Source organism: Subtercola endophyticus, from assembly GCF_021044565.1.
GTDB classification, from domain to species: domain Bacteria; phylum Actinomycetota; class Actinomycetes; order Actinomycetales; family Microbacteriaceae; genus Subtercola; species Subtercola endophyticus.
Genome location: NZ_CP087997.1, coordinates 1,953,908 through 1,968,845, shown reverse-complemented (window position 1 = coordinate 1,968,845; position 14,938 = coordinate 1,953,908). Strand labels below are relative to the sequence as shown.

Annotated in this window: 16 protein-coding genes and 2 tRNA genes; 11 read left to right on the top strand and 7 right to left on the bottom strand. The window is 64.0% G+C overall.

Annotation, left to right across the window (positions count from 1 at the left end):
* Positions 1 to 46: 46 nt before the first annotated feature.
* Complete coding sequence (pepN, locus tag LQ955_RS09195) at positions 47 to 2,590, bottom strand: aminopeptidase N (protein ID WP_231027855.1); 2,544 nt, start codon at positions 2,588 to 2,590, stop codon at positions 47 to 49.
* A gap of 185 nt (positions 2,591 to 2,775) precedes the next feature.
* Here pepN and LQ955_RS20190 point away from each other — a divergent pair, with 185 nt between their 5' ends.
* The 6 genes from LQ955_RS20190 to LQ955_RS09170 are packed head-to-tail and all read left to right on the top strand — an operon-like array spanning position 2,776 to position 7,076.
* Positions 2,776 to 2,946, top strand: a complete 171-nt coding sequence (locus LQ955_RS20190) for a type II toxin-antitoxin system HicA family toxin (protein WP_390623461.1) — start codon at positions 2,776 to 2,778, stop codon at positions 2,944 to 2,946.
* Positions 2,936 to 3,316 carry a hypothetical protein gene (locus tag LQ955_RS09190; protein ID WP_231027854.1) on the top strand — a complete coding sequence of 127 codons (381 nt, stop codon included), beginning with the start codon at positions 2,936 to 2,938 and terminating at the stop codon, positions 3,314 to 3,316. Before LQ955_RS20190 ends, LQ955_RS09190 begins: the two co-directional genes overlap by 11 nt.
* A 9-nt stretch (positions 3,317 to 3,325) precedes the next feature.
* A complete protein-coding gene (locus LQ955_RS09185) occupies positions 3,326 to 3,865 on the top strand; it encodes a ribose-5-phosphate isomerase (protein ID WP_231027853.1) in 540 nt (179 codons plus the stop codon).
* Positions 3,866 to 3,898: 33 nt separating this feature from the next.
* Positions 3,899 to 4,816 carry an Fpg/Nei family DNA glycosylase gene (locus tag LQ955_RS09180; RefSeq protein WP_231027852.1) on the top strand — a complete coding sequence of 306 codons (918 nt, stop codon included), beginning with the start codon at positions 3,899 to 3,901 and terminating at the stop codon, positions 4,814 to 4,816.
* 3 nt (positions 4,817 to 4,819) lie between these two features.
* Positions 4,820 to 5,596, top strand: coding sequence for an FMN-binding negative transcriptional regulator (locus LQ955_RS09175; protein WP_313788396.1), 777 nt, complete (start codon positions 4,820 to 4,822; stop codon positions 5,594 to 5,596).
* Positions 5,589 to 7,076 carry an amidohydrolase gene (locus LQ955_RS09170; RefSeq protein WP_231027851.1) on the top strand — a complete coding sequence of 496 codons (1,488 nt, stop codon included), beginning with the start codon at positions 5,589 to 5,591 and terminating at the stop codon, positions 7,074 to 7,076. Before LQ955_RS09175 ends, LQ955_RS09170 begins: the two co-directional genes overlap by 8 nt.
* 9 nt (positions 7,077 to 7,085) lie before the next feature.
* On the opposite strand, the gene LQ955_RS09165 is transcribed toward LQ955_RS09170, so the two are convergent.
* Both LQ955_RS09165 and LQ955_RS09160 read right to left on the bottom strand, forming a co-directional pair.
* Positions 7,086 to 7,784: a hypothetical protein gene (locus tag LQ955_RS09165; protein WP_231027850.1), complete on the bottom strand. Its 699-nt coding sequence runs from the start codon at positions 7,782 to 7,784 to the stop codon at positions 7,086 to 7,088.
* An 83-nt stretch (positions 7,785 to 7,867) separates the two neighbouring features.
* Positions 7,868 to 8,356: a Dps family protein gene (locus tag LQ955_RS09160; protein WP_231027849.1), complete on the bottom strand. Its 489-nt coding sequence runs from the start codon at positions 8,354 to 8,356 to the stop codon at positions 7,868 to 7,870.
* A 166-nt stretch (positions 8,357 to 8,522) separates the two neighbouring features.
* Between LQ955_RS09160 and LQ955_RS09155 the strand changes: the two genes are divergently transcribed.
* A complete protein-coding gene (locus LQ955_RS09155) occupies positions 8,523 to 9,236 on the top strand; it encodes a DUF3800 domain-containing protein (RefSeq protein ID WP_231027848.1) in 714 nt (237 codons plus the stop codon).
* Between the two features lie 134 nt (positions 9,237 to 9,370).
* Here the strand turns inward: LQ955_RS09155 and LQ955_RS09150 are convergent, their stop codons facing one another.
* The 4 genes from LQ955_RS09150 to LQ955_RS09135 form a co-directional block, all read right to left on the bottom strand.
* Positions 9,371 to 10,075 (bottom strand): TMEM175 family protein, encoded by a 705-nt coding sequence (locus tag LQ955_RS09150; protein ID WP_231027847.1) that lies wholly within the window; start codon positions 10,073 to 10,075, stop codon positions 9,371 to 9,373.
* Positions 10,076 to 10,117: 42 nt separating this feature from the next.
* Positions 10,118 to 10,807 (bottom strand): TMEM175 family protein, encoded by a 690-nt coding sequence (locus LQ955_RS09145; protein WP_231027846.1) that lies wholly within the window; start codon positions 10,805 to 10,807, stop codon positions 10,118 to 10,120.
* A 44-nt stretch (positions 10,808 to 10,851) separates the two neighbouring features.
* Positions 10,852 to 11,208, bottom strand: a complete 357-nt coding sequence (locus tag LQ955_RS09140; protein ID WP_231027845.1) for a hypothetical protein — start codon at positions 11,206 to 11,208, stop codon at positions 10,852 to 10,854.
* Positions 11,209 to 11,423: 215 nt separating this feature from the next.
* Positions 11,424 to 11,494, bottom strand: a tRNA-Gly gene (locus tag LQ955_RS09135).
* Between the two features lie 98 nt (positions 11,495 to 11,592).
* Between LQ955_RS09135 and LQ955_RS09130 the strand changes: the two genes are divergently transcribed.
* The 4 genes from LQ955_RS09130 to LQ955_RS09115 all read left to right on the top strand — a co-directional run bounded on the left by LQ955_RS09130 (position 11,593) and on the right by LQ955_RS09115 (position 14,789).
* Positions 11,593 to 11,666: transfer RNA gene (locus LQ955_RS09130), tRNA-Pro, on the top strand.
* Between the two features lie 94 nt (positions 11,667 to 11,760).
* Complete coding sequence (gene tig / locus LQ955_RS09125) at positions 11,761 to 13,134, top strand: trigger factor (protein ID WP_313788395.1); 1,374 nt, start codon at positions 11,761 to 11,763, stop codon at positions 13,132 to 13,134.
* 328 nt (positions 13,135 to 13,462) lie between these two features.
* A complete protein-coding gene (locus LQ955_RS09120) occupies positions 13,463 to 14,065 on the top strand; it encodes an ATP-dependent Clp protease proteolytic subunit (RefSeq protein WP_390623460.1) in 603 nt (200 codons plus the stop codon).
* Positions 14,066 to 14,108: 43 nt separating this feature from the next.
* Positions 14,109 to 14,789, top strand: a complete 681-nt coding sequence (locus tag LQ955_RS09115; protein WP_390623459.1) for an ATP-dependent Clp protease proteolytic subunit — start codon at positions 14,109 to 14,111, stop codon at positions 14,787 to 14,789.
* Positions 14,790 to 14,938: the final 149 nt, after the last annotated feature.

The following is a 14,938-nucleotide window of genomic DNA, read 5'->3' as shown; positions in this document are numbered from 1 at the left end:
CAACAGAAGCTGACCGGCACTCGTGCAGAACTGATGCAGAAACGGCTTATTCGGCGTCTTTGGCCTGCGCCGCGAGAGCACGGTCGACGCCCGCGAGGTTCTCGACCACGAGACGCCGCAGTGCGGCCGGCTGGGGGTCGGTGTCGAGCCAGGCCTGCGTCGCATCCCGCAGCTCCTGGCTCGCGAGCCCGGCCGGGTACAAACCGGTGATCAGCGTCGCGGCGATCTGGTAGGTGCGGGTCTCCCACAGCGTCTGCACCGCGTCGAAGTACTTCGCGATGTACGGCTGCAGCAGCGCGTCGTCGTTCGCTCGCTGAAAACCGACGGTTGTCGCCCGCACGATGAGGTTCGACGCGTCGTCGGTGTCGACGAGCGAGGCCCACGCCTTCGCCTTGGCGTCTGCGGTGGGAATGGATGCCCGTGCGCTCGCCGCGCTCTGTGCACCCGATGCGGTGTTATCGGCCGCCAGTGCGGCATCGATCTGCGCCTCGCCCGCCTTGCCGGCGGCCACCAGAGACGTCAGCAGGTCCCAGGTGAGGTCGGTGTCGATCTCGAGGCCTTCGAGCTTGGTCGAGCCTTCGAGCAGTGATTCGACCACGGCGAGAGTCTCGTCGGTCTTCGCGGCTGCCGCGAAGAACTTCACGAACTGGAACTGCTCGTCAGAGCCCGGGGCGGCGTTTCGCGCCAGCCCCCACAGCTCGTCGGCGACCTCGGCCTGCGCCTCGGCCTTGAACGAGGGCGCCACGTAGATCGCCGCCGTCTGCACGACCTGGTTCAGCGCCGTGCGCAGTGTCGTGCTCTCGTCTTCGCTCGCGATGTTGCCCAGTACGAGTCGAATGAAGTCGCGCGGCCGGCTCTCGGCGTCGCGCGTCGCATCCCACGCGGAGCCCCAGACGATGGAGCGGGCGAGCCCGTCTTCGATCGCTCCGAGGTGCGAGATCGCGGTCGAGAGCGACTGCCCGTCGAGGCGGATCTTCGTGTAGGCGAGGTCGTCGTCGTTCAGCAGCACGAGGTCGGGCCGGGTCAGCCCCGCGAGCTCGGGCACCTCGGTGAGTTCGCCCGCGACATCCAGTTCGACCCGGTGATTACGAATGAGCGCACCCTCGTGCATGTTGTAGAAGCCGATCGCGAGGCGGTGCGGCCGGATGGTCGGCCACTCGGCTGGCGCCGTCTGCGTGATGGCGAAGCTCGTGATCACCCCGTCGGAGTCGGTCTCGATCTCGGGCCGCAGCGTGTTCACGCCGGCCGTCTCGAGCCACAACTTCGACCACTCGGTGAGATCGCGGCCGCTGGTGTCTTCGAGCTCGGCGAGCAGGTCTTTCAACTCGGTGTTCGAATAGGCGTGCTTCTTGAAGTACTGGCCGACGCCGGCGAGAAACTCGTCTTGCCCCACCCAGGCCACGAGCTGCTTCAGCACCGAGGCGCCCTTGGCGTAGGTGATGCCGTCGAAGTTGACCTGCACGTCGTCGAGATCGTTGATGGTCGCGAAGATGGGGTGGGTCGAGGGCAGCTGGTCTTGGCGGTAGGCCCAGCTCTTCTCCGTGGAGGCGAAGGTCGCCCAGGCGCCGTGCCACTCGGTGGCCTCGGCTGTGGCGAGCGTGGAGATGTACTCGGCGAACGACTCGTTCAGCCAGAGGTCGTTCCACCACTTCATGGTGACCAGGTCGCCGAACCACATGTGTGCGAGTTCGTGCAAGATCGTCACGACGCGGCGCTCGCGCTGGGCATCCGTTACTTTCGAACGAAAGACGTACGCCTCAGTGAAGGTCACGGCGCCGGCGTTCTCCATGGCTCCGGCGTTGAACTCGGGAACGAACAGCTGGTCGTACTTGGCGAACGGGTACGGGTAGTCGAAGCGCTTCTCGTAGAACTCGAAGCCCTGGCGGGTCTTCTCGAACACGTAGTCGGCATCCATGTACTGCGACAGCGACGCCCGCGAGAACACGCCGAGCGGAATCACGCGGCCGTCGCTCGAGGTCAGCTCGCTGCGCTCGACTACGTACGGGCCGGCGACGATTGCGGTGATGTACGACGAGATGACGGGCGTGGTCTCGAAGCTCCAGGTGGCTTTGCTCTCACCGATCGAGACGGGTTCGGGGGTGGGGGAGTTCGACACCACCTGCCAGTAGTCGGGCGCGGTGACCGTGAAAGTGAAGGTCGCCTTGAGGTCGGGCTGTTCGAACACCGCGAAAACGCGGCGCGAGTCTGGCACCTCGAACTGACTGTAGAGGTAGACCTCGTCGTCGACCGGGTCGACGAAGCGGTGCAGCCCCTCGCCGGTGTTGGTGTACAGCGCGTCGGCGACGACCGTCAGAACGTTGTCGTCTGCCAGGTCGTCGAGCTGAATGCGCACGCCGTCGCTCACCTGGGCCGGGTCGAGGTCTTTTCCGTTGAGCAGCACCGAGTGCACGTTCTTCGTGATGGCATCGATGAAAGTGGATGCTCCGGCCGTAGCCGTGAAGCGCACCGTGGTCGTGCTCAAGAACGTCTCAGGTCCCTGGGTCACGTCGAGGGTCACGTCGTAGCTCTGAACAGACACCAGCGCGGCGCGTTCTTGGGCTTCGAGACGGGTGAGGTTTTCTCCAGGCACTGATGTTCTCCGTACGTGTTGTGGTTGTCGAGCCGCGGCACGCCTCGTGGGTGGCCCGCGGTTTCTCGCCAACCAGCCTAGAGCGTCGGGCTGACACCCGGTTCGGGTGAATGACCTTTAGAATAGTCCAGCAAATGTAGACTGTTTTGATGGTAAGTGAGCAATCCTCTTGAAAGGTGGTCAAGATGCTCAAACAAGCAGGGTGGCATCCTTCTGAGCAGTTCGTCGGGAGTCATCGAAAATGGCGTTCCCCTGACGGCCTGCGAAGTGTCTCGGAAGGCCACCGAATGATCTCACCGGGCGTTTTTCGACAGGTGATGAAGGCAATTGAGGAGACTGCAGTTGATGACGTTTGACGCCGTCGCGACGCGCGAGGGCAAATGGTGGATGGTCAGCATCCCCGCTATCGATGGCCTGACGCAAGCGCGCAGGCTGTCTGATGCCGGTCAGATGGCGTGCGAATACATCGCTGCTGCGCTCGAGGTTCCACTCGGAGACGTGGGGGTCGAGGTGACGGTGGACTCGGTCGGAGACGTCGACGGAATAGTCTCGACGCTCGAGCAGATCAGAAAAGAGCGCTTCGAAGCAGATGCTCTCGAGCGTGAGGCGACAGCCGCTGCTTCGAATCTCGCGAAGAGGTTGGCCCTACAGCATGTGCCCCTTCGAGATATCGGCACCGTACTCGGGGTTTCGCATCAGCGAGCCCATCAACTCGTCAACTACTAAGCTCTGAGAATGCGCATTCACCTCGGCACCGACCACGCGGGGCTCGACTTCAGTCGCCACTTGTACGAGCACCTCACGGCGGCCGGCCACGAGGTCGTCGACCACGGCCCGTCCGCGTACGACCCCATCGACGACTACCCGTCGTTCTGCATCAATGCCGCGCTCGCCGTGGTACGCGACCAGCAGGCGGGAGTCGAGGCTCTCGGCATCGTGTTCGGCGGTTCGGGCAACGGCGAGCAGATCGCCGCGAACAAGGTGCAGGGCGCTCGCGCCGCACTGGTCTGGAGTGAATCGACGGCGCTGCTGGCCCGCCAGCACAACGATGCGAACCTCATCGCCATCGGTGCCCGCCAGCACACCGTCGATGAAGCCGTCGCCTTCATCGACACCTTCGTCAACGAGCCGTTCTCGCTCGAAGAGCGGCACGTGCGCCGCATCGCCCAGCTGGCCGAATACGAAGCGACGGGCGCAATCGCGGGCATCTACGTGGGAGCCGATGTCAACCCGGCCGCGGCCGCGGGCGCCGCCGCGACCGGTGACATCGCCTGAGACCCCCGCCGAGCATCCGGAACCGAGTACCACATGCCTGAAGGCCACTCCGTACATCGCATCGCGCTGCAGTTCGAGCGCGACGTCGTCGGTCACGTCGTCTCCGCCAGCTCTCCCCAGGGGCGATTCGCAGAAGGCGCCGCGCAGATCGACGGGCTGCGGATGCTCGAGGCCCGCGCCGTGGGCAAGCAGATGTTCTTGCGGTTCGAGCACGACCGCTGGCTGCGCATCCACCTCGGCATTTACGGCGCGTGGGACTTCTTCGGCATCATCTCGCCGATCACCGAAGAGTCCGAGGCGCTCGGCTCCATCGGCGCCCCGCGGCTACGGCGGGCCGTGCGAATGGCCGAGACCGAGCACACGCAGAACGTCGACCTCGAGACGTTTCCGCCCGAGCCCGTCGGTGCGGTACGTGTTCGCCTCGCCACCGATGAGAGCGTCGCAGATCTCCGTGGCCCGACCATTTGCGAGGTCATCGACCCCGTGCAGTTGGCAGAGGTCGTCGACCGGCTCGGCCCCGATCCCGCCACCGACGACAGTCACGAGGCCGAAGACCGGTTCGTGACCCGCCTGCGCAAGAAGCCCACTGCCGTCGGGCAGTTGCTCATGGATCAGTCCGTGGTGAGTGGAATCGGCAATGTGTACCGCGCCGAAATGCTGTTCCGCGCGCGTCTGAACCCGCACACGCCGGGCAAACAGGTCACCGAAGAGCAGGCCAGGGGGCTCTGGCAAGACTGGGTCTACCTGCTCGACCTCGGCATCCGCACCGGCCAGATGCTGACGATGGACGGCCTCGACCCCGACGCCCAAGAACGCGCGCTCGCCAACCGCGAAGACCGGCACTGGGTCTACAAGCGCGAGGGCCTGCCGTGCCGCATCTGCGGAACGAACATCGTCATGGAGATCATGGCGGCGCGAAAGCTGTACTGGTGCCCTCATGACCAGGCCTGAGTCATGAGAGACACCGCCGAGTTCCGGCTCGACGACGTGGCAGAGGTGCGTCGGCTCATCCGCGAGGTCGGCTTCGGCACCTTCGTCAGCAATACGTCGAAGGGCCTGGTCGCGTCGCACTACCCGATCGTGCTCGACCCGGCCGCCGCGCCCGACGAGCTCGCCATTCTCACTCACGTCGGCCGACCGGATGAACGGCTGCACGAACTCGGCCAGCACGAGATTCTGCTCATCGTGATGGGCCCGCACGGCTACATCTCGCCCGTCTGGTACCCGAGTGATCCGTCGGTTCCGACCTGGAATTTTGTTGTCGCGCACCTGCACGGCGTGCCCGAGATTCTGTCTGCTGCGGAGAACCTCGCCGTGCTCGGCGACCTGGTCGACCACTTCGAAGACCGTATGCCCGAGCCCCGGCGCATGAACGGAACGCTCGAAAACGCCGAATACGCGGCCCGCATCAGCGCGGGAACGGTGGGATTCCGCCTCACCGCGACGCGCTTCGAAGCCAAGTCGAAGCTGAGCCAGAATAAGTCACCCGAGACGGTCGAGCGGGTCATCCACGAGCTCGCCGCGGGGGAGACGTTCTACCGGCACCCCGCGCTCGCCGCCGAGATGCGGCGCGTACATCCGCTGCCGCCTGGCGAAGCGGGTGTGTTGGGCGAAGCGGGTGTGTTGGGCGAAGCGGGCTTGGGCGAAGCGGGTGCGCCTGGCAACGCGGGAGTCTTGGGCGAAGCGGGTGCGCCTGGCAACGCGGGAGTCTTGGGCGAAGCGGGTGTCTGACGTTTTTCTGCGCGGCGGCCTTGTGGCAGGCCACGACGCCGTGTGCGACGTTCTGCTCGCCGACGGGCGCATCCGTGCAATCGTGCCGACCGGAATCGTGCGTACTCCCGCGAGTGCCGAGGTCGTCGATCTCGACGGCCGCTTCATCGTTCCGGGGCTCTACGACAACCACGTGCACTTCACCCAGTGGGCCCTGCTGCGCAGTCGGCTCGACCTGAGTGGAATCGGTTCGACCCGCGAGCTCGTCGTGCAGCTGCGGCGACTCATCGAGGCGCGCCCGCTCGACGTCTCGCGCACGCTCATCGGCTTCGGCATTCGCGACGGTCTGTGGCCCGATGTCGACGCGCTGCACAGTTCGTTGCTCGACACTGTTCTGCCCGGCAAGCCTCTCGTGCTCATCAGTGCCGACCTGCACGGCTGCTGGCTCAACTCGGCGGCCCTCGCCGAAATCGGTCTGACCGGGCATCCCACCGGCCATCTGCGCGAAGACGACTGCTTCGCCGTACTGAAAAGACTCGATGACGTGCCGAACGAGGTCGGTGACGAGCTGGTCGCGGGTGCGGCCGATGCCGCTGCGCGACTCGGCGTGGTCGGCGTCGTCGATCTCGAGATGCGCGACAATCTCGCCGATTGGACTCGCCGCATCTCGGCCGGAATCCGCACGCTGCGCGTCTCATTCGGCATCTACACCGAGCATCTCGAGCAGAGCATCCGCGCTGGGCTGCGTTCAGGCGACATCATTCCGGGCACGGAGGGGTTGCTCACGGTGGGCCCGTTCAAGGTCATCACCGACGGGTCGCTGAACACGCGCACCGCCTACTGTTACGACGAGTATGAAGGGCTCAAGGGCCACGAGCATTCGCGGGGTCTGCTGACCGTGGCTCCGGATGCTCTGCTCGCCCTGCTCGAACGCGCGACGTCGTCGGGCCTCACCCCCGCCGTGCACGCCATCGGCGATCACGCCAACGCCCTCGCGCTCGACACCTTCGAGCGCCTCGGATCCGGCGGCCGCATCGAGCACGCCCAACTCGTCGCCACGACCGACTTCGAGCGGTTCGCGCGGCTCGGTGTGGTGGCGAGTGTGCAGCCCGAACACGCGATGGATGACCGTGACATCGCCGACCGCTACTGGAACGGCCGCACCGACCGCGCCTTCGCCTTCGAGACCTTGCGGGCATCCGGCGCGGCGCTGCTGCTCGGCTCAGACGCGCCCGTCGCCCCGCTCGACCCGTGGCAGACGATGGCGGCCGCCGTCTCGCGCTCGCGTGATGCTCGCTCGCCGTGGCACGCGGAGCAGCGCATCACCGCCGAGGCCGCCCTGACTGCTTCGACGAACGGTTACGCCTCCATCGGCGTGGGCATGCCCGCTGATATCGCCGTCACCGAGCGCGATCCACTTCGTATCGACGCGTCTGACCTGCGCGGCATGCCCGTCGCGGCCACGTACCTCGCCGGCCGGCCCACCCACTTCGCGCTGTGACGGAATCGTCTACGGACCCTTACCGTAGCCGGTGCCCAAACAGTCAGCGAAAGCAAGGCTGCCCGAGTCGGTTTCGGTAGCGACGACCACGCCGTTTACCGTGACTGTGCAGGTGAGGGTGGAGCCCTCGGGTGCATCGGTCGTGCTCGCATTCAGAATGTAAGGCGTCATGCTCGTTGAATCGACCGTCACTGTCTGGCTGAACGGAAGCGGATACGGCGCGGGAGCGCCGCCGTTGGAACTGCCCGGTGAAAAGCCGATCGACGCTTCCGGTGCGCTTCCGGTCACCGCGAAAACCACTGTCGCCGGTGACGAGATCGGCGGAGCCGCCGCGTGCATTCCCCAATTCTGAGTCCACGTTGTACCGGTGCCGCCCTGAACGGCCGGGTAGACGAACAGGTACAAAATCGCCGCTACCGCCGCGAGCGAAACGAACCCGAGCAGCGAACGCAGCAGGCCGAAGCCCGGCAGGCGCTGGGGGAGCAGTCGCGCGAGAGCACCGATCACCGCGCAGACCACGATCACCCCGACGAGAATGATCAGCAGCGGATTCAGGCCGAAGGCAACGACCGCAACGACGAGCCCGACGGCGGCCAGCAGCGCAAGGCCGCCGACGACGACCGCGACCACCACGATCGGCCGCCGCGTGGTGCGCGTGGCGCCGTTGAGCGCCGGCGTCGGCGCCTTAGGCTGCGGAATCGAGATCATACTGAGAGATTATCAGTTTATCTCATCGGTGCAAAAAAAGAAGGACCCCTCTCGGGATCCTTCTTCTCAGCGAACCGTTCGGACTACACCGACGCGATGTGCGCGAACAAGAACCAGCGGTCCTTCTCGAGGCTGCGAGCGGTCTGGATGACCACGTCTTGGCTTGCGGCGTCGATGGCGCCCAGCTCGGTGATGGCCTTGTTCACGCTGACGAGCAATGCGTCGATCGAGGCCACAAGGGCGGCGATCATGACGTCGGCGGGCTGGAACCCGGCCGGTAGCTCGGGCAACGTGGTCTTGGCCGCGACGGTGCCGATGCGGGCATCCAGTGGCAGGCCCAGAGCCACGACACGCTCAGCGGCGTCGTCGGCGTAGCCCTCGGCGCGCTCGACGATGTCGTCGAACAGCTCGTGCACGGCGATGAAATTGGCGCCGCGCACGTGCCAGTGCGCCTGCTTGCCGTTGATGACCAGAGCCTGCGAGTCGATGACGACCTGGCTCAGAAATTGTGCTGCGGCCGCGGCCACATCGGGGTTGGCGGAACTCTTGATACTGGTGACAACGTCAGACATGACGTCTCCCTTCGTCTTCATTGACTCCAACGCTACTCAGCCTGAAATCTTCCGCAAGCAAGCGAAGGCTCCACTTACGAAGGTGAGCCTGACCTCAGAAGCCCTGGTCAGAAAGGATGTTGGATTTTAATGACATAAACTCATGTGAAATGAAAGAAGGTCTCGTGTGTATGTCGCGTTCCTCGATGAGTCAGCTCGTAATGATGACTTCTACTTCATGGGTACGGTCGTGGTCGACGATGATTCGATCGTGAAGATCGAGACGAGTCTCGACCACATCGGCAGAATGATCGCTGCAGACGTGCCGGGCTTCGACCCAATGACGGAGTTTCATGGATATGACATGTTTCATGGCGAGGGCGATTGGCGAGGCGTTCCGATCGGCTGGCGAATCAAGGCGAGCAAGCTGGTGGCGAAGACGCTCGCGAATTCGGGAGCGAAATACGTTTTGCGCGGCATTGACATCAAGGCTCAGCAGGCGAAGTATCGGCGCCCCTTCGCGCCTCATTCTTTATGCACTGCTCACTCGTTCGAGTCCGTCGACGAAGTGCTTGTGCGGGATCACGAATCGCGCGCGATGGCGCTGGTGGTCGCCGATGAACACCATTCCGCGCCCGACAGTCGTAGAAATCTGCGAAGTTTCAAGGCGTCGAGCGTCTATGGCTACACGAGCAAGCCGTGTCGGCGGATCGCCGACACGATCTACTTCGGGCCATCGCATTCCAGTCGACTGCTGCAAATATCCGATGTTGCAACCTTCTTCGTGAATCGGCGCGAAACTCTGACCGAGTCTGACCCGCGGGCCAACGCGGCCGTTGAGCAGATCTTCGGCAGCGTCATGAAGGCCTGCAGATTCTTCTACATCTGGGCGCCGAGTTAAACACAGAACCCGCGCACAAGGCGCGGGGTTCTGGCTGGGTGCGGGAGGCCGGTGGCGTCCTGCGTGATCATTCTAGGCCCGTCAGCTCCTGAATACGATTACATTGTGAGGATTTGTTCAGGTACCAAGGAGCGTCACAAGAAGCGGGCCGCGGCCCGACCGCCGGTGACGCGCTCGGTGACGATGTTCGCAGGCCAGATGATGATCCAGAAGTACATGGCGAAGTAGGGCGCCTCGTCGAACGGAAGCAGCGCGATGGGGATCGACAGCAGAAAAACGATCGGCACCACGAGCAGCCTCGCCCTGACCATCCGGTAGATCGAGAGGTCGATGCGCTCGTCGAGAAACCCGCGCCGATAGGCGTACGCCCACAGCCAGTACTGCACCAGGCTGATGCTCGCCACGACCAGTGAGTACAGGATGACCGGGGTCTCGTACCCCGGGTAGTCGCTGAACAGCGCCGTAGGAAACGGCAGGAACGCCACCAGAAAGAGCAGCAGCAGATCGATCCAGATCGTGCCGCCGTCGTAGTCTTTCGTCACCGCGAACTTGCGGTGATGCCCGGCCCAGTTGATCGCAATCACCCCGAAGCTCAGCACGTACGCATAGAACTTCGGAATCAGCTGCAGCAGGCTGTCGTTCAGTTCGAGGTTCGTCGGATGCTCGATCTCGGGTACCGCGATTTCGAGCACGAGAAGGGTCAGCGCAATGGCGAACACGGCGTCGCTGAAGAACTGCAGCCGCTCGGAGTTCGTGTGCTCCCGCAGTATTCCCTTGTACCGCTCGTCTGCACCAGCACCAGCGTCTGCTCCTGCGCCCGTGCCCGCTCGCCCCGCCATGCCTCAACCCTACTGAGCGCCGGCAGGCGTTGCGCGAGCGCGCTAGGCGTGCCTGATCTGCAGCCGGCGCCTGGTCTCCTGGCGCTCTCCGAGGCGCCCGACAGCCACGCCGAGCGGGATGCTCAGCACCCAGAAACACATCGCCACGAGTCCGGCCTCGTCGAAAGGCAGCAGTGCGACGGGAATCGAGAGCACAAAGACGACAGGCACCACGAGCAGGTTTCGCCCGATCATCCGATACATCGCGCCGTCGATGCGCGCATTCAGGTAACGCTGCTTGTAGGCATACACCCACATCCACAATTGAACGAGGCTGATGGCGCTCACGGTTGCCGCATAGACAATCACAGGCGTCGCATCGCCCAGGTAATCACTGAGCAACGCTGTTGGAAACGGCACGAATGCAATCAGAAACAGCAGTAGCAGGTCGATTCGGATGATCGTGCCATCGATGCGCGTCATGACCGCGAACTTGCGGTGGTGACCCGTCCAGTTGACTCCGATCACTACAAAACTGATGACGTAGGCGAGCAACTTGGGCCACAGTGCCGCCACCGCGACGGTGATGTCGGCGTTCGAGGGGTTGTCTCCCGCGAGAATCGGCACCGTGATCTCGAGTACAAGCAGTGTCAGCGCGATGGCGAATACCGCGTCGCTGAAGTACTGCAGGCGCTCCGTCTTCATCGTGTCACGCAGTACGCCCTGGTACCGCTCGTTCGTCGATTCCCTCATCGGCACAGCCTACGTGGCGGCGTCTGGGCGCCTGGAAGGTGGGCTTACTCGGTGGGCTTCCAGTGCTCGCGACGGAAGAGGCGGCCGAGGCGCGCGGTGAGGGAGCTTCCCACATCTTGCAACCCGTCGACCGTGAACAGCGGAGCGCCGTCTGGTTCGGCCAGCGAGCCGACCAGCTCGGGGGTCACGGTAGTGTTTACGGCGCTCGCAGAGATGCGTTCGATCTGGCCGGCGTCGACGAACTTCAGACCGGAGGGTGTTGCGATCAAGACCCCGTCGAACAAGTCGAGATCAGCATCCTGCAGCACGTGCTCGACAGTGCCGAACTCGGTTCCCTCGGTGTCGAGTACCGGCGTCTCCGGCTCCAGCGCCGTGTACGCGATCTGCTCGTCGTCTGCCATCTTGTCTCCTTCGTCGCTCTCACGATTCTGCACTAATCGCGAGACGAATCCAGCCCGTTCGGCAAAGCCAGTGGCATGGGTGCCGCCACAAGGAGCTCCCCGAGCAGGTAGCGGGGACGCATGAAAGCGGGCGCACGTCGGTGCCGCCATAGGAGATCCCCGAGCAAGTAATGGCGCTTTGCCGGGCGGGGACCGGCAAAGCGAAAAAATCCGAGAGGGGATGACGAGAATCGAACTCGCGTGATCAGTTTGGAAGACTGAGGCTCTACCATTGAGCTACATCCCCGCGCTCACCGAAGTGGCACCCGAACATCGTAGTACAGGTTCGCACCCGTGCAGGTTCACCTCAGTGCTTGTGCGCTAGGCTTGCCGAGGTTTATTTCCCGGGGCGTAGCTCAGCTTGGTAGAGCGCTCGGTTTGGGACCGAGAGGTCGCAGGTTCGAATCCTGTCGCCCCGACATGCAGACCACAGGTACCAACCCGGCGTAGCCGATCGGCGCCGAGGATGCTTCGCACGACTTTCACATCAGTTACGTATCTCAGGAGATTGTTTTGAAGACCACGGTCGAAAAGCTCAGCCCCACGCGAGTCAAGCTCGCCATCTCGGTAACCCCCGAAGAGCTGAAGCCCAGTATTGATCACGCGTACACCCACATCGCCGACCAGGTGAACATCCCCGGTTTCCGTAAGGGCAAGGTGCCGCCGCCCCTCATCGACCAGCGTGTCGGCAAGGCAGCCGTGCTCGAGCACGCCGTGAACGACGGCCTCGACACCTTCTACCGCGAAGCGATCGCCGAGCAGGAGCTGCGCCCGCTGGGCCGCCCCGAGGCCGACATCGTCGAGTGGCCGAGCAACAAAGACTTCTCGGGTGACCTCGAGCTCGCCATCGAGGTGGATGTTCGTCCCGACCTCGAGCTGCCCGACTACGACGGCCTGCCCATCACCGTCGACGCTCTCGACGTCACCGACGAAGAGGTCGACGCCGAGCTCGAGCGCCTGCGCACCCGCTTCGGCACCCTCGTCACGGTCGACCGCCCCATCAAGACGGGCGACTTCGCCCAGCTCGATCTGCTGGCCACCATCGACGACGCCGAGGTCGACAACGCGACCGGCATCTCGTACGAGGTCGGCTCGGGCGAGCTGCTCGAGGGCCTCGACGGTGTCATCGACTCGCTGACCGCGGGCGAGACCACCACGTTCGAGGCTCCGCTGCTCGGCGGCGACTTCGCCGGCAAAGACGCGCTCATCACCGTCACGATCAACTCGGTGAAAGAGCGCGAGCTGCCCGAGGCCGACGACGATTTCGCTCAGATCTCGAGCGAGTTCGACACGATCGATGAGCTCAAGGCCGACCTGAAGACGCAGGTCGAGCGCCAGAAGGAGTTCGGTCAGGTCTCCGAGGCCCGCCAGAAGACGCTCGACGCTCTTCTCGCGCTGGTCGACGTACCCGTGCCGCCGAAGCTGATCGAAGACGAGGTGCACCGTCACCTCGAGAACGAGAACCGTCTCGAAGACGACGTGCACCGCGCCGAGGTCACCGAGTCGAGCACCAACACCTTCAAGACGCAGATCCTGCTCGACATTGTCGCGGAGAAAGAGGGCGTCAAGGTCAGCCAAGACGAGCTGAGCCAGTACCTCATCCAGGCCTCGCAGCAGTACGGCATGGAGCCGCAGGAGTTCGTTCAGGTTCTCGACCAGAACGGCCAGATTCCGGCCATGGTCGGCGAGGTCGCGCGTAACAAGGCGCTCGCCATCGTTCTCGACAAGGCGAAGGTCACCGACAGCAACGGCAAGGCCGTCGATGTCTCCGAGTTCACCGCGGTCACCCGTGACGCCGACGCCCCGTTCGTCGACGTCGCCGGCACCGACGACGAGCACGCCGGTCACGACCACGAGGGCCACGACCACGCGGGTCACTCCCACTAGTTGTTCCACCGAGAAGGGCCCCGCGGATGCCCGTGGGGCCCTTTTTCGCGCCCAAACGCTCGCACGGGCATCCGCCCGCCCGGCCGCAGGGCGCTTGCGTCGGAGCACAGCCAACACGAGCGCAATACGCCCGCATATCGCGTCAGCTCCGACGAAAGCGCCTTCGGGTGCGTTCCCGGCGGCGCTTCGCTCTGCCGCAAGCGGCAGCACCCCTTTTTCGCTTGCGGCGGCGCTTCGCTCTGCCGCAAGCGAACAGGGCGATAAGCGTCACCGGGCTCCACTACATTCGAATTACCGCAAGTGAATTGGAGCGACACACATGGCCGATATGGCGATGCCAAACAGCGTTTTCGAACGACTTCTGAAAGACCGGATCATCTGGCTCGGCACCGAGGTCCGTGACGATATGGCCAACGAAATCTGCGCAAAGATCCTGCTTCTCGCAGCAGAAGACCCCAAGCGCGACATCTACCTTTACATCAACTCTCCCGGTGGTTCGATCACCGCAGGCATGGCGATCTACGACACCATGAAGTTCGTCTCGAACGACATCGTCACCGTGGGCATCGGCATGGCCGCCTCGATGGGCCAGTTCCTGCTGAGCTCGGGCACGAAGGGCAAGCGCTACATCACGCCGAACGCCCGCGTTCTGCTGCACCAGCCGTCGGGCGGTTTCGGCGGTACCTCGGCCGACATCCAGACCCAGGCGAACCTCATTCTCGACATGAAGAAGCGCATGGCTGAGCTCACCGCCGAGCAGACCGGCAAGACCCCCGAGCAGGTCATGATCGACGGTGACCGCGACAACTGGTTCACTGCACAAGAAGCGCTCGAGTACGGATTCGTCGACTACGTGCGCGAATTCGCCTCCGACGTCGCCGGCGGCGGCGGAACCGAAGAGTCCGACGCCGTTCCCAGCGTCAGCAACTGACCGCCCGCCCGCGAACCACACACTCACGAACAGAGAAGACCTGATGGAAACCCCCACCTTCGGCGGAATGCCGATCGCCTCGCCTTACGGCAACGGCACCACGCCCTCCAACCGCTACATTCTGCCGACGTTCGAAGAGCGCACGGCCTATGGTTACAAGCGGCAAGACCCCTACGCCAAGCTCTTCGAAGACCGCATCATCTTCTTGGGCGTGCAGATCGACGACGCGTCGGCCGATGACATCATGGCTCAGCTGCTGGTGCTCGAAAGCCAGGACCCCGACCGCGACATCGAGATGTACATCAACTCGCCCGGTGGCTCGTTCACCGCGATGACGGCCATCTACGACACGATGCAGTACGTCAAGCCGAACATCCAGACGGTGTGCCTCGGCCAGGCGGCTTCGGCCGCTGCGGTCATCCTCGCCGCCGGCACGCCGGGCAAGCGTCTTGCGCTGCCGAACGCGCGCATCCTCATCCACCAGCCTTCCGCTGGCGGCCAGGGCGGCGGCCAGGCGTCTGACATCGAGATTCAGGCGCGCGAGATTCTGCGCATGCGCACGTGGCTCGAAGACACGCTCGCGTTCCACTCCAACCGCACCACCGAGCAGGTCAACAAAGACATCGACCGCGACAACATCCTCAGTGCCGCCGACGCCGTGGAGTACGGCATCATCGACCAGGTGTTGACCTCGCGAAAGAACGTTCCCGCGCTGGTCAAGTAGAAGTTCTACCGCTCTGACTTCGTAAGTGGATGCCCGTTCCTCTGGGCATCCACTTCGTTGTTTAAGGCGTAGTACTCCGCCCTCGGTGAACAGCTCGTGGCGAATGTGACGATCACTTGCTCAATGGCGACGACTGTCGGCCCCACGGG